At 33.6% G+C, this 25,206-nt stretch carries 25 protein-coding genes; 17 read left to right on the top strand and 8 right to left on the bottom strand.

All coding sequences use genetic code 11. The features are described 5' to 3' along the window. Nucleotides 1-16 precede the first annotated feature (16 nt). The 9 genes from Q0972_RS02075 to Q0972_RS02035 all read left to right on the top strand — a co-directional run bounded on the left by Q0972_RS02075 (nucleotide 17) and on the right by Q0972_RS02035 (nucleotide 9,562). Nucleotides 17-736 (top strand): HupE/UreJ family protein, encoded by a 720-nt coding sequence (locus tag Q0972_RS02075; protein ID WP_299361970.1) that lies wholly within the window; start codon nucleotides 17-19, stop codon nucleotides 734-736. Between the two features lie 251 nt (nucleotides 737-987). Further along, on the top strand, nucleotides 988-1,755 hold the full coding sequence (locus tag Q0972_RS02070) for an AraC family transcriptional regulator (protein ID WP_299361968.1): 768 nt from the start codon (nucleotides 988-990) through the stop codon (nucleotides 1,753-1,755). A gap of 96 nt (nucleotides 1,756-1,851) precedes the next feature. Beyond that, a complete protein-coding gene (locus Q0972_RS02065) occupies nucleotides 1,852-3,102 on the top strand; it encodes a S41 family peptidase (protein ID WP_299361964.1) in 1,251 nt (416 codons plus the stop codon). A gap of 172 nt (nucleotides 3,103-3,274) precedes the next feature. Then, complete coding sequence (locus tag Q0972_RS02060; RefSeq protein WP_299361962.1) at nucleotides 3,275-3,940, top strand: hypothetical protein; 666 nt, start codon at nucleotides 3,275-3,277, stop codon at nucleotides 3,938-3,940. Nucleotides 3,941-4,127: 187 nt separating this feature from the next. After that, nucleotides 4,128-5,516, top strand: coding sequence for a S41 family peptidase (locus Q0972_RS02055; protein ID WP_299361959.1), 1,389 nt, complete (start codon nucleotides 4,128-4,130; stop codon nucleotides 5,514-5,516). A 187-nt stretch (nucleotides 5,517-5,703) separates the two neighbouring features. Then, nucleotides 5,704-6,537, top strand: a complete 834-nt coding sequence (locus tag Q0972_RS02050; RefSeq protein ID WP_299361956.1) for an AraC family transcriptional regulator — start codon at nucleotides 5,704-5,706, stop codon at nucleotides 6,535-6,537. 87 nt (nucleotides 6,538-6,624) lie between these two features. Beyond that, nucleotides 6,625-7,644: an alpha/beta hydrolase gene (locus Q0972_RS02045; protein WP_299361953.1), complete on the top strand. Its 1,020-nt coding sequence runs from the start codon at nucleotides 6,625-6,627 to the stop codon at nucleotides 7,642-7,644. 145 nt (nucleotides 7,645-7,789) lie between these two features. Next, nucleotides 7,790-8,149, top strand: a complete 360-nt coding sequence (locus Q0972_RS02040; RefSeq protein ID WP_299361950.1) for a nuclear transport factor 2 family protein — start codon at nucleotides 7,790-7,792, stop codon at nucleotides 8,147-8,149. A gap of 105 nt (nucleotides 8,150-8,254) precedes the next feature. Next, the gene (locus Q0972_RS02035; RefSeq protein ID WP_299361947.1) at nucleotides 8,255-9,562 is read left to right on the top strand and encodes a hypothetical protein; all 1,308 of its coding nucleotides are present in this window, start codon (nucleotides 8,255-8,257) and stop codon (nucleotides 9,560-9,562) included. 38 nt (nucleotides 9,563-9,600) lie between these two features. Here the strand turns inward: Q0972_RS02035 and Q0972_RS02030 are convergent, their stop codons facing one another. Continuing rightward, a complete protein-coding gene (locus Q0972_RS02030) occupies nucleotides 9,601-10,641 on the bottom strand; it encodes a hypothetical protein (RefSeq protein ID WP_299361944.1) in 1,041 nt (346 codons plus the stop codon). Nucleotides 10,642-10,871: 230 nt separating this feature from the next. Here Q0972_RS02030 and Q0972_RS02025 point away from each other — a divergent pair, with 230 nt between their 5' ends. Together Q0972_RS02025 and Q0972_RS02020 are read left to right on the top strand one after the other, a co-directional pair. Next, entirely contained in the window at nucleotides 10,872-13,151 is a 2,280-nt protein-coding gene (locus Q0972_RS02025) for an inorganic phosphate transporter (protein ID WP_299361942.1), read from the top strand. A 93-nt stretch (nucleotides 13,152-13,244) separates the two neighbouring features. Further along, on the top strand, nucleotides 13,245-14,336 hold the full coding sequence (locus Q0972_RS02020; RefSeq protein ID WP_299361939.1) for a heparan-alpha-glucosaminide N-acetyltransferase domain-containing protein: 1,092 nt from the start codon (nucleotides 13,245-13,247) through the stop codon (nucleotides 14,334-14,336). On the opposite strand, the gene Q0972_RS02015 is transcribed toward Q0972_RS02020, so the two are convergent. Further along, nucleotides 14,333-15,256, bottom strand: a complete 924-nt coding sequence (locus Q0972_RS02015; RefSeq protein ID WP_299361937.1) for a LysR family transcriptional regulator — start codon at nucleotides 15,254-15,256, stop codon at nucleotides 14,333-14,335. The two genes, Q0972_RS02020 and Q0972_RS02015, sit on opposite strands and share 4 nt — an antisense overlap. A 358-nt stretch (nucleotides 15,257-15,614) precedes the next feature. On the opposite strand from Q0972_RS02015, the gene Q0972_RS02010 reads away from it, so the two are divergent. The 3 genes from Q0972_RS02010 (at nucleotide 15,615) to Q0972_RS02000 (ending at nucleotide 17,579) form a co-directional block, all read left to right on the top strand. Further along, complete coding sequence (locus Q0972_RS02010; protein WP_299361935.1) at nucleotides 15,615-15,926, top strand: hypothetical protein; 312 nt, start codon at nucleotides 15,615-15,617, stop codon at nucleotides 15,924-15,926. A gap of 49 nt (nucleotides 15,927-15,975) precedes the next feature. Next, on the top strand, nucleotides 15,976-16,944 hold the full coding sequence (locus Q0972_RS02005; RefSeq protein WP_299361933.1) for a sodium-dependent bicarbonate transport family permease: 969 nt from the start codon (nucleotides 15,976-15,978) through the stop codon (nucleotides 16,942-16,944). A 158-nt stretch (nucleotides 16,945-17,102) separates the two neighbouring features. Next, entirely contained in the window at nucleotides 17,103-17,579 is a 477-nt protein-coding gene (locus Q0972_RS02000) for a nuclear transport factor 2 family protein (RefSeq protein WP_299361931.1), read from the top strand. Nucleotides 17,580-17,750: 171 nt separating this feature from the next. Here Q0972_RS02000 and Q0972_RS01995 read toward each other — a convergent pair whose 3' ends face one another. Genes Q0972_RS01995 through Q0972_RS01970 form a run of 6 tightly spaced genes read right to left on the bottom strand, consistent with a single transcriptional unit; the run spans nucleotide 17,751 to nucleotide 22,951 of the window. Beyond that, nucleotides 17,751-18,299 carry a 1-acyl-sn-glycerol-3-phosphate acyltransferase gene (locus tag Q0972_RS01995; protein ID WP_299361929.1) on the bottom strand — a complete coding sequence of 183 codons (549 nt, stop codon included), beginning with the start codon at nucleotides 18,297-18,299 and terminating at the stop codon, nucleotides 17,751-17,753. 1 nt (nucleotide 18,300) lies between these two features. Further along, nucleotides 18,301-19,383 (bottom strand): iron-containing alcohol dehydrogenase family protein, encoded by a 1,083-nt coding sequence (locus Q0972_RS01990; RefSeq protein ID WP_299361927.1) that lies wholly within the window; start codon nucleotides 19,381-19,383, stop codon nucleotides 18,301-18,303. Between the two features lie 47 nt (nucleotides 19,384-19,430). Next, a complete protein-coding gene (locus Q0972_RS01985; protein WP_299361925.1) occupies nucleotides 19,431-20,048 on the bottom strand; it encodes a CatA-like O-acetyltransferase in 618 nt (205 codons plus the stop codon). Next, complete coding sequence (locus Q0972_RS01980) at nucleotides 20,045-20,749, bottom strand: HAD family hydrolase (protein WP_299361923.1); 705 nt, start codon at nucleotides 20,747-20,749, stop codon at nucleotides 20,045-20,047. The genes Q0972_RS01985 and Q0972_RS01980 overlap by 4 nt, the downstream gene beginning before the upstream one ends. Further along, entirely contained in the window at nucleotides 20,740-21,468 is a 729-nt protein-coding gene (gene kdsB, locus Q0972_RS01975) for a 3-deoxy-manno-octulosonate cytidylyltransferase (RefSeq protein ID WP_299361921.1), read from the bottom strand. Before kdsB ends, Q0972_RS01980 begins: the two co-directional genes overlap by 10 nt. Nucleotides 21,469-21,508: 40 nt before the next feature. After that, entirely contained in the window at nucleotides 21,509-22,951 is a 1,443-nt protein-coding gene (locus tag Q0972_RS01970; RefSeq protein WP_299361919.1) for an AAA family ATPase, read from the bottom strand. Between the two features lie 122 nt (nucleotides 22,952-23,073). Between Q0972_RS01970 and Q0972_RS01965 the strand changes: the two genes are divergently transcribed. The 3 genes from Q0972_RS01965 to rsmD are packed head-to-tail and all read left to right on the top strand — an operon-like array spanning nucleotide 23,074 to nucleotide 25,154. Next, entirely contained in the window at nucleotides 23,074-23,799 is a 726-nt protein-coding gene (locus Q0972_RS01965; RefSeq protein ID WP_299361917.1) for a hypothetical protein, read from the top strand. 3 nt (nucleotides 23,800-23,802) lie between these two features. Beyond that, the gene (locus Q0972_RS01960; RefSeq protein WP_299361915.1) at nucleotides 23,803-24,615 is read left to right on the top strand and encodes a DUF3822 family protein; all 813 of its coding nucleotides are present in this window, start codon (nucleotides 23,803-23,805) and stop codon (nucleotides 24,613-24,615) included. Continuing rightward, nucleotides 24,615-25,154, top strand: coding sequence for a 16S rRNA (guanine(966)-N(2))-methyltransferase RsmD (rsmD, locus tag Q0972_RS01955; protein WP_299361913.1), 540 nt, complete (start codon nucleotides 24,615-24,617; stop codon nucleotides 25,152-25,154). The genes Q0972_RS01960 and rsmD overlap by 1 nt, the downstream gene beginning before the upstream one ends. The last annotated feature ends 52 nt before the right edge of the window (nucleotides 25,155-25,206 follow it).

Here is a 25,206-nt window from a genome sequence, read left to right as displayed (position 1 = left end):
ACATTTTGTTTTCTGCATGCTCTTATGTGTAAGTTTTGAAGTTTTCTCCCACAATCCTGATGAACTTATTATATTGGAAATAGAACAGGAACAACTTGCCTTTCAAGATCAGCAAATGACTGACGAATATAAAGCAGCCTTAAAACGTCAGCGTATGCGCAAACTGGCAGCTATGCCTTGGCAGGAAAGATTTTGGTTATTCATTAAGGCAGGTGTGCAGCACATCATCCCCAAAGGTTTAGACCACATTCTGTTTGTACTAGGGCTATTTTTTTCCAGTCTTATTTTTAGATCATTACTTTGGCAAGTCACCGCCTTTACGCTAGCACACACCATTACATTAGCATTGGCTGCATTGGATGTTGTACAAGTTCCTAGTACAATTGTTGAACCTTTTATCGCGCTTTCCATCGTTTGGATAGCTGTCGAAAATTGTATATTTAAAAAAACAAACAAATGGCGACCATTGATTGTATTTGGTTTTGGTTTACTACACGGCCTAGGTTTTGCCGCAGTCTTAGGGGAATATGGATTACCTAAAGGTAGTTTTGTGCCTTCATTAGTAGCCTTTAATATAGGTGTAGAACTAGGTCAGCTACTAGTATTAATTACCGCAGCGGTTTTGGTATGGTTTGTTAGAAATAAAAGTTGGTATCGCCAATGGATACAGATTCCTGCATCGATAATGATTGCGTTGTTTGGCTTATTTTGGTTTATTGAAAGGGTATTTCTATAATGAAATTTAAAAACTTAAGCGTCGTGCACATAATCGGGAATTAAATATAACTGGATTTTGGTAATTAGGAAAGCGAATAAAAAGATATTCTTCACAAAAAAGTATAGAATTTCTAACTCTCTCTTCTAATCCAAAGTTTGTAATTTTAAAACTGTAACTGATGATTATACAGATCCTTAAGTACAATTTTAAACAATTATGAAAAAAGAACTTTTGGTTTTACTTAAACATAATAGGTATTAGAATCGCTTATGACAATCAACAAAGCATCAAATTTTTTAGGAACAACATCATACAGATACGAAAATGATTTGTTTTCAATATCTATTGTTAATTATAGTCATTTTGTTTCAGAAGATTGGCACTATCATGAACAATTTCATCTCTCTTCTATTCTTATCGGTGGAAACCGCGAGTCTCGAAAAAAAGCAGACATACAGGTAAAGCCAGGAAAAATTATGACCTACAGAGAAGGTGAAGTTCACCGCAATAGAAATACTGTTTTTCCTTCTAAGAATTTAAATGTTGAAATAAGCCCTAAGTTCTTTAATGATGACATTAAACTATCAAATTTGTATTTGGATAATTATTGTTCGTTGTCATTACTAAAAGTCTATCATGAGCTACTATTAAATGATGTGTATTCAAGTCAATCGGTACAACAACTATTAGAATCTTGTTTTTATAAAGGCGTTTTATTAACTAAGCCAGATTGGATAAATACGATTAATACTGTATTGCAAGATAGATGGCAAGAATTTGTGTCTTTAGATGAGCTTTCTTCCGAGCTAGGGCTTCATCCTGTAACAATATCCAAGACCTTTTCCAAGCATGCCAATTGTACATTGGCAGACTATATGCGGAAACTCAAAGTTGAACGGGCTATAAACATGATATTGAATTCTACAGACTCTCTAACAGAAATTGCTTATCAATGCGGCTTCTCAGATCAAAGCCATATGACACGATTGTTCAAGCATTACATTGGATTTAATCCAAAAAACCTAAGGAAGATATAACTTATCGCACTGAGGCTAATTTCATTCTATTTCCCAAATTGAGGGTTGCATACATTTACCCTTTAACAAGTTCATCATCAAAAATAATTTTAGTACATGAAATCATTAATCAAAACATCAATTCTATTAATCATAGCCATAAACACAGCGTTTCCCCAAGTAAGTTTACCACAGGCACAAAAAAATGAATTTTTAAATGACTTGGTTTCGAGTTTTGAAAACGAGTTTTTATGGGAAGAAAAAGGGAAACAAATAGCAGAAAAATTAAGTTCAAAAATTAAGAATGGTGATTATTCAAATATTAACGATGCAGAAATGTTTGTAGAAATATTGAATCGTGATTTATACCTATTGTCAAACGATCTACATTTAACGGTAGATTTGTACAATCCTAATCCTGATTCTGGTAACTCTAAAAAAGAAGGGCCTTCAAAAAAAACATCATTTATTTTTACAGAGGTTCTAGATAACAGCATTTGCTATTTAAAGTTTGATTCTTTTCCGAGGTTAACTAAAGATATAGAAAAGGAGATTGACGATGTAATGTCTTCATTAGTAAACGCAAGTACAGTAATCATAGACCTGAGAGATAACTCTGGTGGCTCCGATGAAACGGTAAATCATATTTTAGGCTACTTTTTTAAAGAGAAGAAGAAACTGGCCACCAGCTACCAATGGAATGCTTCTCCTAAAGATATCTGGACAACACCCAAAATACTTTCCAAGAAGTTATCGGATGTTAAATTAATTGTTCTCACAAGTCAATCTACATTCTCAGGAGCGGAAATCTTTACACAACGGCTCCAAAGTCACCAAAGGGCTATAGTAATTGGCGAAAAAACACCTGGAGCAGCCCATAGAACGGCAACTTACTTAATGAGCGACATTTTCTTGCTCAATTGGCCTTATGAGGAATCAAAACATGCTAAAGATGGGCAAAATATAGAAGCTATAGGTATTGTTCCCGATTACCTTGCTCACTATAATAAGGCTAAGGAAATTGCCCTAAATTTTGCAAAAAAAGGAAAAGTAAAAGCCACAAAAAAGATCATTTCTAGCAAAGAAAGTAAATTGGTTAAAGCCTTAGTTGAAGCCCTTAATTCAGCATCAGATAGTGAATATCAAAGCTTTATAGCCACACATGTTATGTCTGATCACCAAGATAGGGTCTCAAGAACCCTATCGAAGCATAAAACTGTCTGGAATGAAAACCATAATGGAAAAATTATCAATATTCACCAGCTCCCAGAGAACAATTTGCGCTTGTTTATTGAAACTAGTTTTGGTATCCGCCAAATGAAAATTGTGTTGAACAACAACAAAATTAAAAAAGTAATGACTAGGTAATTCTTACTTCACTTTTAATACTATATTTTTTGTTTAATACAGCAAGTGGCTGATCCTGATTACTATCTGAACTAATCGAAAACTACTTCAACAATTCGTGTTACACGTATCACTCAAATTAATTATCTTTAGGCTACAGCAGAAAACATAACCTAACCTGTTGTAGCCCATATTGAAAAGAACCATTTTAATAGCACTAGTCGTTTTCTCTTTTGGATTTTCCAAAATTGAGTGTTTTTTGACTGCTCAATATCCCGATAGAATAAAATTTAAAGACACAGAATATGCATTGAATACAAATCCTTTAGAACCATATTTTGAAAAAAATCCGGAGAAAAGACCTCAATCATACTCTACAGCACTTTGGAGAGGATACATTGGTCATTTTGACATCATTGACAAACAGCTTTTTGTAATAGATATTACACAACCGAGATACTATACCGATTCTCTAGGAAAAACGAGAACAAAATCAATTTCGTATTACAAGAACATCTTTCCCGAAAGAGATAAAGTAAAAATTGAATGGTACACTGGAATCTTAATTTTACCATATGGTGAGCGGGTAAAATACGTCCATTCTGGTTATGCTTCTGAATACAGTAATTACATATTACTCGAAATAAAAAACGGAGATTTCAAAAAAGATAAAAATTATACTCACAAAGAGTTTTTGGATTTTAAAGAAAGGCAGTTTAACGCGTTCAAAAAAACGGAAGAATACAAAACCCAATTTGAGAATATTAAAAAGAACTTCCCCGAAAGTGACAAAACATTTATTGAAGATTTTTTAAAAGACCACATCATAAATTATACATCTGAGTTTTTAATTGAATAATTGTACTACGCAATACAATGGTCATAGTTGATTAGTGCTTGTGGCAAAAGCAAAAATTTGTGTAATTTTAAATGGTTAATTTCCTATATCCGAAAATCCTAAAGCTTCGCTGTCATTGAAATCATAGTAGAAACCGTAAAACCTAAATAACTATTCCTATAAATCATAGTCCTTTACAAATAACCTTATGACAAAACAAATCATAATTGCACTACTCATCGTTACACTATTTAGTTGTAAAGATTCGGAAAAAGAAAAGATTGAAATCACAAAATCGGAGCTGAGTGGTTTTTTTGAGCAACAAGGTGAAGGGGAAATTATAGAGATAAACGATTCTACCGTGGTTTCTTACTACAGCAGTAGTTTTAATTGTTATCCAAATTGGAAAATAACTAGAGACTATTTTAATACAGAAACGCCCAATGTTAAGATCATAGACAAAAATACCTTTACCAGTGAGGAAGGCTATACCACATTTACCTACAAAAAGCTAAATCAAAAACCTGAGCATTGCAAAGTGCTTACGGAGATTCAGAAGAATAGCAATACTTACAATTTTGAAACACTATGGAATACCTTCAACGACCAATATGCATTCTTTAAGGAACGAAATATAGATTGGAAACAGATAAAGGAAACATACAAGACCAAGTTTACAGATAAAACTGAGCTCTTTGACTTTTATATAACCTTAGAGAATATGGTTTTAGAACTCAAAGACGAACATTCGGATTTTGAAATCCCAGAAGAATTTGATGAACAATGGCACAAGCTTTATCGAAAAAAAGATACTACAGATTATGAAAAACTTACCATCAATAAAATTTTAGATTCATATGTAAAACAAGTTAAGAAATATAATGGAGGCCAATTAGCGTGGGGATTCATAAGTGAGGATATCGCCTATATCCAACTCAACGGAATGGATGGTTTGGCAAACTATAACGCTACTAACGCTGATTCTTATTGGGAAATAGCAGAGGAAAGTGATGATTATTTTGACGATGTCATAAAAGGCACGCATTATATCACCGAAAAAATTGTTAAAGATATCCAGAACACCAAAAATTGTATTATCGATCTGCGATTTAATGGTGGCGGATATGATTCTGTTGGCTTGGCATTTATGAGCCATTTCATCAATCGGGAATATAATATATTTAAAAAGAAAAGACGATTTGGAAACAGTTATGCCGGAGAGCAAACCATAGATATAAAACCTTCTAAAAATCCATATTTAAAACCCGTTTATTTGCTTACCAGTCCTTATACGGTTAGTGCAGCAGAAACCACCATAATTGCTACAATGAATTTCCCAAACTTTAAACGCGTAGGTTCAAACACCAATGGGGCCCTATCTGATTTATTGGTTAAGGAATTGCCAAATGGTTGGGTTTACACTTTATCTAACGAAGTATACGAATCTATGGATGGCAAAGTTTACGAAGTGTCTGGGATTCCTCCCGACTACCCTATTGATTACCCTAAAGATGAAGATGCATTGTTTAAAACTTTGAGTCTGGAACTCGATAATAGTGATAGAGCCATTGAAAAAGCAAAAGAGTTAATGAAATAGCAAATTATAATGGCTTACCTTGGTACGGCTGAGATCGTGTCGATTTGATTAATACCTAAAAACTGAAAATGGAAATAGAATATTTTCAAATTTTCAGCAATGTGTACAATTCATAAGGTCTTTTGGTGAATTGAAAGAATAATCCCTACATTTAAGTGTTCATTTTTATCAATAGTAATCTAGAACAATGGCGCTGAAATTAAAAAATATTAAATCCTTCAACCAATACGTTAACGCTCAACCCCCAAAGCATAATTGGATCGATATTGGTTTTTACCCTGAGTATTTTTTATTGAGCTCTTCTACTGTTTGCCCTAATTTTTATCGCATCTCTATTAAATATGGCTTGGAAAATGAAAAAAGCAAAGGATTTATGTACTTTTCAAGCCCAAATCAGCCCATCACATGGGAAACAGAAGTGCCGTGGACAGGTTATTATCTACAAATTACAGAAGACATTATTTCCAATCATCAACATTTAGAATATTCCTTCCTGACTTATGGATTGCACGAGCCACTTTATTTAGAGAAAGACGAAGAAAACATTGTTACCGAATTGTTTAAAGGCGCTTTAAAGGAGTACGAAAAGGAAGAGTTTTCACTAAATATACTTACCGCTTATTGTAATCTTCTGTTCGCCCATATCGCTAAGTTTTACGAAAGACAATTTGGAGAGAAAAAAGAAAAACACAATGTTTTAATAAAAAACTTCTTCAACCTGTTAAGCTCGTACTACAACAGTAATAATCAAAATCTTGTGCAACCTACAGTAAGCTATTTTGCTAAAGCGCTGAACGTAACCCCAAATTATTTGAGTGATCTCATAAAATTCCATACAGGTAAACCTGTTCTTGAACATATTCATTTGCAAATCATCGAAACAGCAAAAAAACAGTTAAAAGACAATAACTCGACCATTTCAGAAATTGCTTATGGCTTAGGGTTTGAATATCCTAACTACTTCTCCCGCCTATTTAGAAAAACAACCGGCATATCGCCTTCAAACTTTAGAAATAAGTAATTTGTATCCAAGATTCCTTTATTTGTTTTCATCGTTATTGCCGTATGTGACTGAACTTTACAGTGTTAATTTATTAAATCTGTTACAATGGCATTCGCAAAACTATTAGACTACAAAATCGATGACACTCTCAAAGGACGAATGGGCGAAGACTCCTTTAAAAAAGCATTAGAACAACAAAAAAACATTTCTGAAGAACAATATGCGACTATTAAGTATCTCGCCGAGTTTGCTGTTCGACCAATGTTTAGAACACCTGTCCATAAAACGCCTGCCGACCATGGAATGAACCAATGGGAAGACATTTATTTCCCATCGAGTGATGGTACGCCTCTCGAAGGTTGGTATATACCATCAGTGAAAGGTGAATCCGATAAGCTAATCATTATTAACCATCCAATGCCTATGAGCCGTTCTGGTTTTACCGGGCATTTTGGCGAACCGTTTTCAAATGTTGACACCTTAGAAATTGATTTTGTTGCACATATGAAACACTTATCAGAAGCAGGATATAACATTCTTACTTATGATTTAAGAAATCACGGCAATAGTGGTAGTGCAAATGGTGGTATTTGTGGTATTGGACGTTACGAATGGCGTGATGTCGTAGGCGCTCAAAACTATGTTAATAAGCATCCAAGATTAAGTAAAATGACATGTGCTTTGTACAACAGATGTACTGGTGGAAATGCAGCTTACGAAGCTATGTACAGACATCCTGAGCTTTTTGAGGATATAAAATGTTTCTTCGGACCACTTACCGTATCCATGACAGCACTAATGCGATCATTTGCTGGATTAATGGGTCTAGAAAAGTACATGGAACTCATGGATTTTGAGCAACTAAAATTAGGAGGTTTCACAAATGAAGAAATGCGCCCTCAAAACTATGCCCACGCCGTAAAAGCCCCTTATTTTATGGCACAAGTATTAGAGGATGATTGGACTGATAACCCTAATGATGCCCAAGAAATATTCGATAATATAAGCGCATCAGAAAAGGAGTTGTTTTGGATTGAAGGTACAAACCGCAGATTCGATGGATACAATTACTTTGGATTATACCCAGAAAAAATGCTTGCATTCTTTGATAAGTACATGAAATAAGCTATGGCAAACAACGCCTATAAGTAATAGCGATTTGAGTTAAATCTTGAGTCGCTATTGTTTTTATTTCGTAATTTTCTTTCCAAAAAGTGACCATGATTACTTGCTGCTAGTTTAGCATATTCATAAAAAAAAGAACCAAAGAATGAGACCAAAAGAATTAATCAAAAAATGGGTAGACGCCTTTAACGAGGGAAATGCCGAAAAGATTTCAGAATTTTATCACGATGATGCCATTAATCATCAAGTAACAAATGAACCTGTTGTAGGAAAGGCTGCTATTCGCGAAATGTTTGAGCGCGAATTTGATCAAGCGGACATGACTTGCATCACTGAGAATATTTTTGAAGATAACGATTGGGGGATTTTAGAATGGAAAGATCCACTAGGACTCCGTGGTTGTGGGTTTCTTCAAATTGAAAATGGAAAAATTAAATTTCAAAGAGGCTATTGGGATCAACTTTCGTTTTTAAGACAACATAAATTACCTATTCCAACCGAATAAAAGCTATTAAATTACAAGTAATGTCTTTAAATTTATAGTTAAACAATTGTAACATTTTTGGTGAATTCTTATCTATAAAATTAAAACCATCAAGATTATTAGAACATGAAAAGTCATACTGTTTTAAGATCAATTTTTGTATTTGGTCTATTGTTTTGCCATTTAAACACCATAGCTCAATACAAGGTTTACACTCAAGATATCTCCAATTTTTGGGAAGCTTACGATAGTATTCAAACTACTGACAACAAGGACAAGCAAATTGATATTCTTCAAAGGTTATATGTAGGCAGAGGTACTGTAGGCTTAAGGGATTTTATGGAATTGAGAGGTGGCACACCAGAAATCTGGCAGAAGTTTATTAACGAGGATAAAGAACGATTTGAGAAAATACGTCCATATACACTTACCGTTTTAGAGCAGAAAAAAATGATTGATAAAGGTCTTGAAAATTTGAAGATACTTTATCCAGACTTTAAGGATGCAGATGTTTTTTTCGCTATTGGAATTGGAAATTCTGGCGGAACCATTAAAGGCAATCATGTTTTAATTGGATGTGAAGTGATGGCTAATGAGCAGCCAGATTGGGCCGTTCAGATTGTACTCCATGAGTTTATACATACGCAACAGGTTGAAGCAACAAGTGGACATTTGCTGGCACACACTATATACGAAGGTATGGCAGATTTTATAAGTGAATTGGTCAATGATAAAGAAATAGCCGCAATGCACCCTAATGGACATATTGCCTTTGCTCAAAACAATAAAGACGATTTATGGAAATCATTTAAGAAGTATATTTATGCAAATGATGATTATAATTACCATGGTTGGCTTTATGGAAATGGCGGACAGACCATAAATGGCATAAACATGGATGACCTTGGCTATGGTATGGGTTATTTGATTTGTAAAAGTTTTTATGAAAATGCTACCAATAAAAAAGCGGCTATTAAAGAAATGCTTACCACTTATTTTACGGACGAAAATGCGAGATCCTTTCTTTTAAAATCTGGATTTGTACCAGAAAAAGATCTTAAATACGTGAAGAATTTTGAGTTCAAACCGTTAGACATTAAAAACGGAAAAAAAATAAAGAAAATTACTTACGGTTATAAAGTTAAGCGCGATAATATTGAATTCATTATAAAATCAAAAGACATTCCTTTTAAAGTTAAAAGTCTTTCCGTTGCTGGCATTTTTAATAACTGGAATCCTAAATCAAAAGATTATCAAATGCATTTAGAAAAGGGAAAGTATGTACTTCGCCTTCCGAAAGCTAATTTTGAAAATGGACAAAAACACTACTTCAAATTTGTGGCTAATGAGAACAGTTGGTTGCAACCTCCCATCGAAGCAAAAAATTCTGAAAAAGATGCTAGTGGCAACTTAAATCTTTATTTAGAATTATAATTACCCAAAGCATAATGTTCCGTTTAATTTTAGATAGCTTAGAAGAATATCTGCACAGGGCATAATTGTCCACCTGTTTGTGTAACACCAGAAATAATTTCCAAGCTATCTAAAATATAACCTGGACCTATAACTTGAGAGCAATCCGTAGGCAATATATCAACTTGTTGATTGTCTACAAATAGAATAAGCTCACTACTAAAACTACCATCAACATTATCTCCTGTTATAGTAAATGATTCATCCAATTGAAGAGTATCATTGAAAACAATATTCCCATTTACAGTTTCAAATCTAATGTTTGCTTCCTGTAAACCACCAATATATTTTAGTGTCAATTCTACAACACTACTATCACATTCTACACAAGGCTGTTCAGTTTCCAATTCTAACGTAATATTATCAATAGCACCAGAACTGTTCATAATGATTTCCATAAATGCAACATTGGGTGTATTTTGTAAATTTACCGTTGTTTTTGAGTTATCACCACCAGGCATTACTTCTTCACTAAATAGTATATTGCTATCGATATCGTACAAGGTGACTATTGTAGGATTAGAGGATTCTTCTATATCCAAAATATCAAATGTGTTTAAAGTGACATTGTCGTTTGCACTAAAATCAAAAATAAAGCTAGCACCAATTTCTAAAATATCGTCAGGATCATCAGCATCCAAGTCTTCTGAAAGAATAAGAACGTTGCCTAAAGCTGTATCATTGCTTGCGCCTCCATCTCCAATGCCTGGTCCACCATACATTTCATTTGGTGTACCAATATCGAAATCACCACCCGTAGGATTTGAAGAATCAAAAATCATTGCAGCGTTACTATTTGGAAACGCCATGGTAATACCTTCTACCTGAACATTTTCAAAGGGATCTGTTATAGTTATTTCTGAAACAATATCGCCAGAGTTAAAGCCTTCAAAGTCAATTACAAAAGACTCGGTCGTTAAAATTTGTTGATTGGTATTGTAAGCAAATGTGGGCTGTACTTCAAATTCGGAATCACTATCTGTTTCACAGGCAAATAAAGAACATAGTAATATTAATAAAAGTAGGAGTGAATTTTTCATGGTAGATTATTTAAAGATTTGGCATCTTAAAAGTATTAAAAATATAGGTTATTTACATTTTTTTTCGATGAATTGTCATTCCATTGTAAGAAATAATATATATCTTGATGTACATGCAAGAATTTACCTCATTATTTAATAGTGGCTTTACATTAACTTTATATTGAGTTAATAATTGCCCCTTTACTATTTTGTTACTTACGGCTGTAATCAAAGCCTTGATTATTACAATGACCGACTTTTATATAATTGTTCTTGTTCTTCTTTTTGTATTAGCTATTTCCGACCTTATTGTTGGTGTTAGCAATGATGCCGTAAATTTTCTTAACTCCGCAATAGGTTCAAAGGTCACTTCGAGGCGCAACATAATGATTGTGGCCAGTGCCGGAATTTTAGTCGGAGCGACTTTCTCTAGTGGGATGATGGAAGTCGCCAGAAAAGGTATTTTTAATCCTGATTTTTTCTATTTCTCAGAAATCATGGTCATTTTCATTGCGGTGATGATTACCGATATTATCCTATTAGACCTTTTTAACACCTTTGGTATGCCAACTTCTACAACGGTCTCCATAGTTTTTGAACTTCTTGGAGCAGCTGTTGCAGTTTCGATCTTAAAGATTATGGAGAAAGGCGACACTTTGGGTACTTTAGATAACTATATTAATTCTTCTAGTGCATTGATCATTATTTCGGGTATTTTCTTATCTGTACTAATAGCTTTTGCAGTTGGTAGCATTGTTCAATATTTTTCAAGGTTGCTGTTTACGTTTAATCTCAATAAAAAGTTTACTTGGGTAAACTATCTTTGGTGTGGCTTAGCGTTAACTGCTCTAGCCTATTTTTTATTGATCAAAGGAATTAAAGGTGCTTCATTTGTTCCGGTTGATTTTGTTGCTACTGTTCAAGAACAGACGTTAACCACAATGTGTATTTCTGCTGTTTTTTGGACATTTACCATGTTTATCTTAAACCATTTTTTTAAGGTAAATATTCTAAAAATAGTGGTTTTGTTCGGGACTTTTGCACTGGCTATGGCATTTTCTGGCAATGATCTTGTAAACTTTATTGGTGTACCCATTGCTGGATTTGAATCTTTTTTGGCTTGGCGCGATTCTGGTGTTGACGCAGATAGCTACTCTATGAGTATTCTTCTACAGCCCATACAATCCAAAACTTATATGTTAGTTATTGCTGGCCTTGTAATGATTGTAACACTTTGGTTTTCTAAGAAAGCGAGATCTGTGACTGAAACAGAAGTTAATTTAGGCCGACAAAGTGAAGGTGACGAACGTTTTAGACCTAATGTTTTGTCAAAGAAAATAGTACGTTACACGATAGCCATTAACAAACAATTCAACTATGCAATTCCAGATACTTGGTTAGACAAAAGCGAAAAACGTTTCGAGCCTCATGACGTTTTGGAAGTAGAAACTAAAAATGCTCCTGCTTTCGATTTGGTAAGGGCGTCTGTTAATTTAACCGTTGCCAGTATACTTATTGCTTTTGCAACATCTCTAAAATTGCCATTGAGCACTACCTATGTTTCCTTTATGGTTGCCATGGGTACTTCCCTATCGGATAAAGCCTGGGGAAGAAACAGTGCAGTTTTTAGGGTTGCTGGTGTGATAAATGTTATTGGTGGTTGGTTTGTGACGGCCATTTTAGCTTTTACGGCATCTGCCACTTTCGCTATTTTAATATATTATTTTGAAATAAAAGCAATTGCCTTATTAGTTTTAGCTGCGGTGTTTCTTATAAGTAGAACGTTTTTACTTCATAAAAGAAAAGAAAAGGAAAAACACAAACGATTACAGTTAAAACAGGCCGATAATAGCATTTCGTTTTCTGAAAGTATCGATGAAACGGCAGTGAAGGTAGCCAATACACTAGAAAACATAAAAACGTCGTACAATAATGCCTTAGAAGGGCTTTTGAAAGAAGATCTGACATTACTCAAAGCATCTGCAAAAGGTGTCGAAAGCTTAAAAAAAGAGCAAGAAGACTTAAAATATCAACTGTATAATTTAATAAAACGCTTTGAAGATCACTCAAGTGATTCTGGTCGACTTTATATATTAGTTTATGACTTAGTGCAAGATATCGTACAATCTATTTCATTAATATCGGAGACTTGCCTAGAACATGTTTCCAATAGTTTAGATCCTATCCAAAAGAGTTATGGTGAACAGATCAAAGACATTCTCGAAAAAGTTAGTCGATATCTAGAGAATTTAATTTCCATTATTTCCAAAAAAGAGTTTAATAACTTAGGGGTTTTAAAAGATGAAAAAAATGATCTTCTTAAATCTTTAGAAGAGACATTAGCCACAGAAATAAACAACATAAAACACAATTCACCCAGCAAGCGTAACAGCTTATTGGTAATTACCATTTTGTTGGAAAGCAAAGACCTTATTGCCGTTGCAATACGCTTTGCCAAACTTTACAATAGAATAGCATTACCAACTGAAGATAGCAATCATTATTTTATCTCTAAAGCCAAAAAATGAGAATTGGTTTAGTTTTCCTTCGAAGTACAGCTCAATTACCAAAATTCTGTTAATTCTCTAAATCCTATATTTGTTGCTCAACCAATCAATAATTTGAGCACAAACCGTCTTTATTTTATAGATGCTGTTAGAGCATTTGCCATTTTAATGATGCTTCAAGGTCATTTTATAGATACCTTGTTGGATGTATCCCATAGAGATGAATCCAATATGATTTACAAATGTTGGAAGTATTTTAGAGGCATAACTGCACCGACATTCTTTACAATTTCTGGTTTAATTTTTTCTTATCTATTAATAAAGGCCAAACAAAAAGGTAATGCAAAAAAACGTATGCGGAAAGGTATGGTAAGGGGACTTATGCTCATTGGCATTGGTTACCTTTTACGAATACCCATATTTGAATGGTTTTTAGGCAAGTTTAGAACTTATTTCTTAGTCATTGATGTACTGCAATGTATTGGTTTATCACTCATCTTAATTGTCGCAATATATAGGATGACTTGTAAGAAAACCTTATTGTTTTCTGTGCTCATGCTAATATTTGGCATCACTATTTTCACAACAGCTCCACTTTACAGATTTTTAGAATTGGACAATATACCCCTGTTTTTTTCTAACTATCTGAGCCGATCAAATGGATCAATTTTTACGATTATCCCTTGGTTTGGTTACATTTGCTTTGGTGCGTTTATTTCGACCCTATTTTATAGATATTTAGAACGTCCAAGATTTAAGCCTGCAATAGTATTCGGTTTTTTAGTTGTTGGTGTGTTGCTTATTCATAAATCTTCATGGCTATTTATGAAGCTTTATTATTGGTTGGATGTTACTCTTTTTAAAGAAGTCGCCAATTTTAATTACCTATATACCAGATTGGGCAATGTCCTTGTCTTATTTGCCATTTTTTATCTCTTTGAGACTTATATTAAACTACCATTGATTTTGAGGATTGGGCAAAAAACATTATCAATTTATGTTATTCATTTTATTATTATTTATGGAAGCTTTACGGGTCTTGGATTACAGCAGCTTATTGGTAAAACCTTAGCACCTTGGCAAGCAATAATTGGCGCCTTACTTTTTTTAGCTTCAGTATGCTTTATGTCGTTTTACTATGGTAAGACGAATGTGTTTTTATATACCGGAATACTAAAGATCATTGAACGAATTAAGCGTATTTAGTACGCTGCATACCAATCAAAGTTTTCTTTGATGATCCTATCTTTTTCCATTTTTAAGAAGTCTAGATAAGCTATTGCAACAGGCGAAAGATTTTTTGATTTTTGCCATACTAAATTCCAATTGGTGATTATAGGCAAACCATTAAATGGAATGATTTGTAAATCACCATTCTTAAGTTCGTTTTTAATACCAATAAGTGGCATAATTGAATAACCTAGTCCGGCAATTACGGCTTGTTTTAGAGCTTCGTTGGAGGTGAGCTCCATTCGCTTAGATGTCGATATATTATGACTAGCAATAAATGTTTCCATAGCATTACGTGTAGCAGACCCATCCTCCCTGTACAACATGGGGTAGGTTTCAAAAATTTTCTTTTTAGAAACCTTGCGATTAAACTTTTCTTTTGTTCCACCAACCAAATACAATTTGTTTTCCATAAGCTCAACCCTATTTAGATTTAACTGATCTGGTATAACAGAAACCAGAGAAAAATCCACTTCATTATTTTCGAGACTTTTTATCACACTAGTCTTATTAGTAACATCCATTATTAAATCTACACCTCTATTGTTATTTGTAAAGTCCGACAAAAAGTAAGGCATCACATACTTACCTGTAGATACAACGGATATTTTTAGCCTTCCTGCTATTTGCCCTTTAAAGGACATAGTCTTATAATTAATGGCTTGTACCTGGTTGAGTATCTTTTCGGCAGCTTCAGCAATTTCCCAACCAAAATCCGTTATATAGAGTTGTCTTCCAACTACTTCTGTAAGCGGAATGGAAAATTGATCCTGAAATTTCTTTAGTTGAATTGAAACTGCTGGTTGACTTAAAAACAAAGCTTCGGAAGCTTTTGTAATACTCTTTAATTGTGTGATTTTTAAAAAGATTTGTAACTGGTGCAATGTATAGTTCATAAATAATGTTTATATGTATAATAAAAAATATATATAAAAATAAATAAAATATTTATCACAACTTTGTATCGGTAAATTTAATTAACAATTAATAGCATAATTTATAATGTCGAGATTAGAACCTAATGCAGTTTTAAAAGAATTGAAGAATTCTGATGTTAAAAAGTCTACCCTAAAAACAAAAATTGGAGTAGCGTTGATCTTTCTAGTCCTATCTGGGCTAATTACAATGTCTTACATGAACGGTAATATTTTTATGGAGTACTTAGCTATATGTGCATTCATAATCTCCTGTATAGCAGTAATTAAACTAATGGAACCCAATTAGATTCTAACCTTAAATATTAATTATTTAATCATGTCAAATACAAAGATTCAAAATAATGTAGAAAAAGCCACTCAAGAAGTACAATTAGTGGAAGGATTGTTTACGCCCTCTGAAGCTAATCATATCGTTAATGTACTCATTGAGCAAAAGGTAAATTTTCACAAGCTACAAAAGCTAAGAATATGCGAAGGTTGTGAGGATGCAGATACTACCTACGAAAATAACCGTATTCAAGAATTACTCAACGATAAACAAACAGCCAAAGATTACATCTCAATTGCTCGAAAAGAAGGCTACAATGTTGTAATCAATGGTACATTAAATATCTCTTTTGTTAAATAAATAGTATCACTATTTACAAACTACTAGTTGTTGTAATCATCTCTTTGTAATGGACTTACATTTATTATTCGATAATTTAACGAATCCTGCCCTCCTGTTCTTTTTTTTAGGTATCATAGCCGTACAATTAAAGAGCGATTTAGAAATACCACCCAATTCCTCAAAATTTATTTCCCTTTATCTTCTATTTTCAATAGGCTTTAAAGGCGGACAGGAACTAGCTCACAGCGACCTCAATATGGAAATAGTTTGGTCGCTTTTATTTGGTATCTTTTTAGCGATTGTTGTACCTATTTATACCTATTTTATCCTGAGACGAAAATTTAATGTCGTCAATGCAGGAGCCATCGCTGCCGCTTATGGTTCTGTAAGTGCGGTTACCTTTGTTACAGCGATATCATTTTTAGAAATTGAACAAATTACTTTTGGCGGGCACATGGTAGCAGTAATGGCCTTAATGGAAGCACCATCGATTATTATTGGTTTACTGTTAATTTCAATCTATGATAAAACTAATGTTAAGTTATCTATGGGTAAGGTTGCTAGGCATGCTTTAACCAATGGAAGTGTTCTTTTAATTTTAGGAAGCTTGGTAATTGGGTATTTAGCAAGCGAACATCAGGCACAAGGTATTAAACCGTTTACCACTGACATCTTTAAAGGTTTCTTAGCGGTTTTCTTATTAGACATGGGCATTACTAGTGGTAAGGAGTTATCTGCTTTCATTAAAAAAGGATGGTTTGCACTTATATTTGCAATAGTTATCCCCATTATAAATGGATGTATTGTAGCTGTGGTCAGCTCTACGTTTACTGAAAATGAAGGAAACCGGCTTTTATTTGCCATATTAGCAGCAAGTGCCTCCTATATAGCGGTGCCAGCAGCAATGCGGATTGCAGTGCCAAAAGCTAATCCTAGTTTATATCTACCTATGGCTTTGGCAATAACATTCCCATTCAATATAACCTTGGGAATGCCTTTATACCTCTGTATTATACAGGCGTGTAGTTTGTTTTAAGATGAATAAGCTTTAAATAGAATAAAAAGGCTTCCTTAATAGGAAGCCTTCACTTTTTCAAACCTAAAAGAATTAGACTATCTTTAAATGCAGGACTTTTATTGCTCATTTAAAAAGCTATATTCTAACTTTATTATCTTGAAATAAATCTTTTTTGCATGAAAAACACTATTCAAACATTTTACAAAGCATTTAACGATTTGGATGCAGACACCATGTGTTCTTTTTATCATGAAGATATAGTTTTTGAAGATCCAGCCTTTGGCATATTAAAGGGCAATAAAGCCAAAGCCATGTGGCATATGCTATGCGAATCTCAAAAAGGTAAAAATTTTAAAGTAGAAGTATCGAACATTAAAGCGGATTCAAATACAGGTTCAGCACATTGGGAGGCATTCTACAACTTCAGCCAGACCAAAAGGAAAGTTCATAATAGGATTGATGCTAAATTTGAATTTAAAGATGGTTTAATTATCAATCACAAAGATGATTTTAGCCTTCATCTATGGGCCAGACAAGCATTTGGTATAAAGGGACTGTTGTTTGGTGGTATGGGCTTTTTTAAATCAAAACTAAATACGCAAACCAATCGTCTCTTGGAAAAGTACATGAAAGAAAAAAAGCTATCACCTTAGGGTATAGATAGCTTTTTTTAAACAATGTTTCTTTTTAGGGACTATAATTAGTTTACTTTATGTTTCATTGTATAACATATAGAACAAATCTCATGCCATATTTTATTTAATGTATTTTAACTGGGCATCACAGTTTAATTTTAAACTATTAGAAAAACATATTAAGACCTGTTAACTATATGATTTAACTTTACCTTGAACACCTTCAAAAAAAGATTTCATAAACTTAAAATCAGCGTCTTTATTATCTGTTGGATAAAAGGGTTCTGAGACTTTATTCTGCTTATTTTTAAAGTCTAACGTAAACATTATTATAGGAACCTTAGCAGCTTTGGCAATATAATAAAACCCGGTTTTCCATTGTTCTACTTTTTTCCGTGTACCTTCTGGCGCAAGTGCCAAACGAAACTCTTGTTCGTTTTCAAATAGTTTTACAATGGTTTGTACTTTATTTTGTCCCGGAGTTCTATCTATTGGCCTACCGCCTACGGCTTTAAAATAATAACCAAAAGGCCATTTGAATAATTCCTTTTTACCAACAAAATTTACCCTTATATCTACGATTTTTCTCAGCATAAGCCCGATGTAGAAATCGTGCCAGCTCGTATGAGGTACTGCTATAATAACGGCTTTTTTAATAGTGTCCTTAGAAAAATTAGTATTGCCTACTATTTTCCAACCCAAAAGTTTAAAGTAAATAAGTTTAGAAAGCCAGCGCATCTCACATTTTTTTGTAGAGCTCTAGCAATATTTCTCTGGTGATTTTAGATTTCCAGTGTTTTCCAATAGCATTTTCCCAAAGTGGTTCTAAGCTCAATGCTACATCGATCATAACATCAAGTTGGTGCTCGTCTAAATCTGAACAGATACCTTTTGGAAGTTTTATATTGTGCTTCTCCTTCATTTTTTTGAACATAGCGACACCTTCTGGATAATATTCTTCCAAATGATCAAATACAATACAGTTGCCTATACCATGCTTTACGCCAAGTAAATAACTAAGCCCATAACTCATTGCGTGCGCTACACCAACTTGCGAATAGGCAATGCTCATACCGCCATGCCAAGAGGCCATCATCAATTTATCCTGCGCTTCTTTTTTACTTAATTTATCCGATAAAAATATGTCTTCGCAAAGTTCAAAGGCCTTTTCTCCATAGGTTTTGCTAAACGAGTTTAAGTATGTCCCATTAAGGGACTCCACACAATGTACAAAACAATCCATTCCGGTATAAAACCATTGGTCTTTTGGTACATCCTTTGTTAATTCAGGATCTAATATCACTTGGTCAAAAGGTGTATAATCACTATTGATACCTAATTTACGCTCTGGACCAGTTAAAATCGTCGTTCTTGATACTTCTGCTCCTGTTCCCGAAATGGTTGGTATCCCAACATGATAAACAGCAGGGTTTTTTATTAAGTCCCATCCTTGGTAATCCTTAGATTCGCCTTTATTGGTAAGCATAAGAGAAACAGCCTTGGCAATATCCATAACTATTCCACCTCCTATACCAATAATGCCAGATGGCAATTCACTATACTCTAAAATGATGTCTTCTACTAATTGATCGATCTGTGAAGTCTTAGGTTCTTCCTTTGTGGGTACGTAAATGATTTTATCCTTATAGGACAACATAATCCTAGATGTTAACCAATGATTTCCTTTAAAAACATCATCAACATAAAATATGAATGGTGCATTACGCCCTTTTCGATTTGGTGCTAGAATTTCATCTAGTTGATTAAAACTTCCACGCCCAAAAACCACTCTGGACACCATTGGATAATTCTTATATATCATTTACTCTATAAATTCTTTGACAAAAATAAAAACAAACTTGGTATTAACTAAGTATTTAAATAAAATTGAAACCTTTCTGCAAAAAGACCTACATGATAGCCATCTACCAATGCATGATTAACATGAACGGACACATTCATAATTAACTTACCATTATCACTTTTAGTCCTAGAAAAGGCAATCTCTGGAACAGATTCAAGATTGCCCGACGAAGGTTCTTTATGCCCCGTAAACTCAAACCAAGGTATTGCAGAACAATGAATACAATCTTGACCATTTACCGGAGGATATAAGTCTTCGGAATTTAGGATTCGTTCTTTTTCTTTATTAAAGTTTTCAATAAATATATTTAAATCTTCACTGTAATTTATAAATGAAAAGCCGTAAGTATTATCTTCTCTGGCTATTGTTGCTGACGCATGTATAGCTTCAAAATCCACGACTTTCTCATCAATAATTCGATAACGGAAATTATCGACATTATTTATAGCTTTCATACAATCATGCAGATATTTCACAAAAAAACTAACCTTTTTATCTTTTGAAAAATGGTAGGCTTTTGTAACATCAAAAGGAATAACCACTCCAAAATAGGGATCCTTTAATTGCCTAAAATGATTATAAAGTCTTTTCCTATTCCAAGAATCTATATCAATAACCTTCATTGTAGCAATTCTAAAATATCTGTTAAACGCTCAACCGTTTTGTAGTCTTCACCATTGGCTTCTTTTCCAGATACTTTTTCGTGTTGCCAAGTGGTATGAAAAGGGATGTGTATAGCATTTGCACCGATATTGATCAAAGGCAAAATATCTGACTTTAAAGAATTTCCTATCATTAAAAATTCAGATGGATCAATATCTAAATGATTTAAAAGCTTTTTGTAATTGGCTTCCTGTTTTTCACTCAACACTTCAATATGATGAAAATACTGTAACAAGCCCGACTTATCTAATTTTCGTTCCTGATCCAAAAGATCTCCTTTTGTAGCTACGATCAGCCGATACTCTTTAGACAGAACCTTAAGCACTTTTTCGACGCCATCCAATAGCTCTATAGGCTTATTGATCATATCTTTTCCTATATCCAATATTTTGCCGATGATTTGGTTAGAAACCTTACCGTTAGAAAGCTCTATAGCCAACTCAATGATAGATAAGACAAATCCTTTTACGCCATAACCATACGTTGGAAGATTTTTGATCTCCATTAAAAACAGTTCTTGGTCTATTTTATTCGGTGTTTCATAATGCGATAATAATCGTCCCACTTCTTCCTCGGCCTCCCTAAAATAGGTTTCGTTTACCCAAAGTGTATCATCAGCATCAAAACCTATCACTTTTATATTACTATAATCTATTTCCACAATTGTTTTGCTTTTTCTAAATCTTCTGGTGTGTCTATCTCTACACCTTGTATCTCGGTTTCAACCATTTTAATTCTCTTTCCATATTCTAAATAGCGAATACATTCTATCTTTTCAGTAGCTTCGATATACTGCATTGGAAGTACTGTAAAATCTAATAAAGCTTGCTTTCTGAACGCATAAATGCCCTTATGCTTAAAATAACGTGCCCCTACATTTTTATCTCTCGGAAAAGGAATTGGACTCCTGGAAAAATACAATGCAAAATTATCCTGATCTACAATCACTTTAACCGTATTTGGATTATTGATTTCGTCCCAATCAGTTATTTCTACCATTAATGACGCTAAATCTATTTTTTCATCAACATCATCTTTAAACACTTCTAATACCTTGCACAAGCTCTCGCGCTCTGTAAATGGTTCGTCACCCTGTACATTTACCACAATATCACAATCTACATCGGCTACCGCTTCAGCTATTCTATCACTACCAGAATGATGTTCCTTTTTACTCATAATGGCCTTTCCGCCATTATCAACGATTTCGTTAAAAATGATGTCGCTATCCGTTACGACATAAACCTCACTAAAAAGCCCAGTTGCAACCGTTGCTTCATAAGTTCTGAGAATAACGGATTTTCCTGCTAAATTCTGCATTAATTTACCAGGGAAACGAGATGCACTGTAACGTGCAGGGATCATGGATATTATCTTCATGTATCTGCTTTATCTGTATTCAAAAATAAAGTATTCTTTATTATTTTGTATGGTTTTCTATAAACATATCGTTCTTAAAACCGATAAGGTATAATTTTTTTTTTGCCCTAGTAACAGCTGTGTATAACCAACGTATATAATCCTTGTCCAAGCCGTTAGGCAAATAAGGCTGTTCTACAAAGATAGTATTCCATTGCCCGCCTTGCGATTTGTGGCAGGTTATAGCATAAGAAAACTTTACCTGCAAGGCATTAAAATATTTGTTGTTCTTAACGCCAAGAAATCGCTTATAGTTCGATTTTTCGTTAGCATAATCCTTAACAACTTCTTGATATAGCCTATTGGACTCCTCGTAACTTAATGATGCGCTTTCAGCATTAATGGTATCTAAAAGCAATACAGTTTCAAAAGGTTTCATACGAGGATAATCGACCATTCTTACTTTAACTTCTGCAAATTTAAACCCATACAACTCCTTAATACTGAATATCTCCAAAACCTCAATAATATCGCCATTAGCTATAAAGCCTGCTTCAGAGGTAGGTTTAATCCAAAAGTAATTGTTTTTTACTACCATTAGATTATCACCTGCCGACAATTCACTTTCATTAAATAAAATACGTTCTCTTATTTGCTTATTGTAAAGGTTTGCGCGTTTATTACTACGAACTATAATAGCAGTCTCTTCATATCCTTCAGTGCTGTAACTATCGTTTATAGCATCCATAATTTCATGCCCATCGATTAACCTAACAATGTCTTTATAAGAATTAACACTGAATTTAAAACTGTCAAAAAAACCTGTTTCCAATACGGCCCTTAATTCTGTAGCATTGTCCAAAATCCCAGAATCTTGTTCTTGTCTTACGACTTCATCCAATTCTATACCAGATACTTCTTTATTATAGTTCAAACTTAATTTACCATCATCTAAAGCCGGACTCAAATCTGACTTTACAGGAGGCAATTGTGCCTTATCTCCAATTAATAAAAGCTTACATTGATGCCCTGAATAGACGTATTGCATAAGGTCATCTAAAAGCGAACCATTTTCGAATAATTTTGAATCTGAAGGTAAATCTGGAATCATGGAAGCTTCATCAACAATAAATATGGTATTTCGGTGTTTGTTGGGTTGCATCACAAACTTTACCCCTCCTCCTTTATCCTTTTTAGGAAAGTAAATTTTCTTATGAATCGTAAAAGCTTCCTTTTTTGAATAATTAGAAATCACTTTAGCCGCTCTACCAGTAGGTGCCAATAAAATAGCGCTTTTTTTGGCCTGCCAAAGATTGGCAACTATAGTGCCAATAATACTTGTTTTGCCTGTACCAGCATACCCTTTAAGCAAGTAAATGTGATTTGAAGAGGAATCAAAAATAAATTGAGACAGTTGCAACAACACCATATCCTGCTTAGATGTTGGCATAAATGGAAACTTGGACTTTAAAAGTGAGTAAAATGCGGAGGCATTGGTAATCATAAAAAATAAATATGAAGCAATATAGCATTATTCTTTATTGCAACTTTATTTTTTATTTAGATAGTTTTAACGAACAAAAAAAAATTGTAGATTTGCGAGAGACCTAATTAATAAACACTAAGATGAGAGTAATTATAGCAGTTGTAGCAATTATATTATTAACCATTGTCATTGTATGGTTAATTGATAAGTTTGTTCCTAGAAAATTAAAGCCTGTAATCAATATTTTGCTTTGGGCGTTAATCATTTTTCTTGGATACATAACCTTTAATTCAGTGTATGATGAGATTAAATTTAACAAACTAAAAGTAGAACGTTACAAAGTTGTTATTGATCGTTTAGTAGATATTAGAGATTCACAATTGGCCTATAAAGAAGTAAATGGAGAGTACGCTGGTACTTTTGATAAGCTTATCAGTTTTATTGAAAATGATAGTATTCCGATCACTCAGAGACGAGATACTTTAGTTTTGGATGTTGAAAGAACGCGTGCCTTTGGTGGCGTTGAAACATTTAAAACCGAAACCCTTATTGACACGCTTAGCTACTATACTGTAAGAGACTCAATATTTAAAGGTGATAAACGTTACAGAGATTTGGCTAAAGTAGGTGTGGGTAAAGAAGGTGCATTATTTCAATTGCAGGCGGGTAAGCTTGATGATATTCCTGTGTTTGAAGCCAGTGTGGATAAAGCAGTTGTATTAGATGGTGAAGAAAAGTATCTTATCGATAAAGAAAAACAAGCTATTTCTATCGCGGGTGTTAAAGGAGCAACCGTGAAAATCGGTTCTATGGAAGAGGTAAACACTAGCGGAAATTGGGGTAAAGATCTTTCAACTAAGGAATAAATTTTGAACAACAACAATATTAAAGAACTGTCCATTCAAGTTAATTTGAATGGGCTTTCTTTTTGTATTTTAAATAGAACTTCGAACACGGTCGAATTTCTCAATACTATTGAGTTTATAAGTAAACTCACACCTTTTGATGTCCTTAACCGCTTAAAGACCGAATTGAGTGCCAGCTCTAGGTTTTTTGATAATTTCGATGCAGTTAATGTAATTCACCAAAATGAACTATCAACACTGGTTCCAAAAGACTTATATGACGAAAATCAAAAGGCGAATTATTTAAAATTTAATGCCAAAATTTTAAAAACCGACTTTATTACACAAGACGAACTTGAAATAAACAATAGTATTAATGTCTATATTCCTTATGTAAATATAAACAACTATATTTTCGAAACTTTTGGTGAGTTTACATACAAACACTCTTCAACAATTTTAATACAAACTATACTAGAAAAAGAAAAAGACCATAGCGAAGTAGCCCCTAAAGTATTTGTGCATGTCAATCCATCTACGATTGAAGTCTTAGTTTTAGAAAGAGGTCAACTACAATTGTTTAATGTTTTTGAATACCAAAGCAAAGAGGATTTCATTTATTACATACTATTTGTTTTTGAGCAATTGTCTCTAGATGTCGAAACTACTTTAATAAACCTTTGTGGTCGTATTAAAGAAAATGATGAGCTTTATCACCAACTTTACACTTACGTAAGGCATATAAAAATTTTGGACAATACTTTTGGCTACAAGTACCCCGAAATAACCAATAGTGAGGACATTCATTATCATTATTTGATTCTAAACTCTTTTTAATGCGCATTATCTCTGGCATATTCAAAGGCAGAAAAATAATTGCGCCAAAAAAATTGCCTGTTCGTCCTACGACGGATATGGCAAAAGAAGCCTTATTTAACATTCTAAACAATCAGTACTACTTTGATGAAGTTGCAGTTTTGGATTTATTCTCAGGAACTGGAAACATTAGCTATGAATTTGCTTCTAGAGGTACCGAACAAATTATGGCCGTGGATGATAATTATGGTTGTATCAGATTTATAAATGAAACTGCAGAGACCTTTGGAATGCCAATACAAACCATAAAGAGTGATGTTTTTAAATTCTTGGAACATACCAAACAAAAACACACTATCATCTTTGCAGACCCGCCTTATGATTTTGGAATTGAACTGTTTGCAAAAATTCCCCAACTAGTATTTCAAAATGATCTTCTAGATGAAGACGGATGCCTAATTATAGAACATTCTAAACATACAGATTTAAGTGGTTTAGAGCAATTTTCATATGTAAGAAAATATGGAGGAAGCGCCTTTAGTTTCTTTGTAAGAAATTGATTAACAGCACTGTAGGTTAATTCCCAAAAGAATATTTTCATTACCTTTATTA

Source organism: Winogradskyella sp., assembly GCF_028282165.1.
Lineage (GTDB): Bacteria > Bacteroidota > Bacteroidia > Flavobacteriales > Flavobacteriaceae > Winogradskyella.
This window is presented reverse-complemented; position numbering and strand designations above follow the sequence as displayed.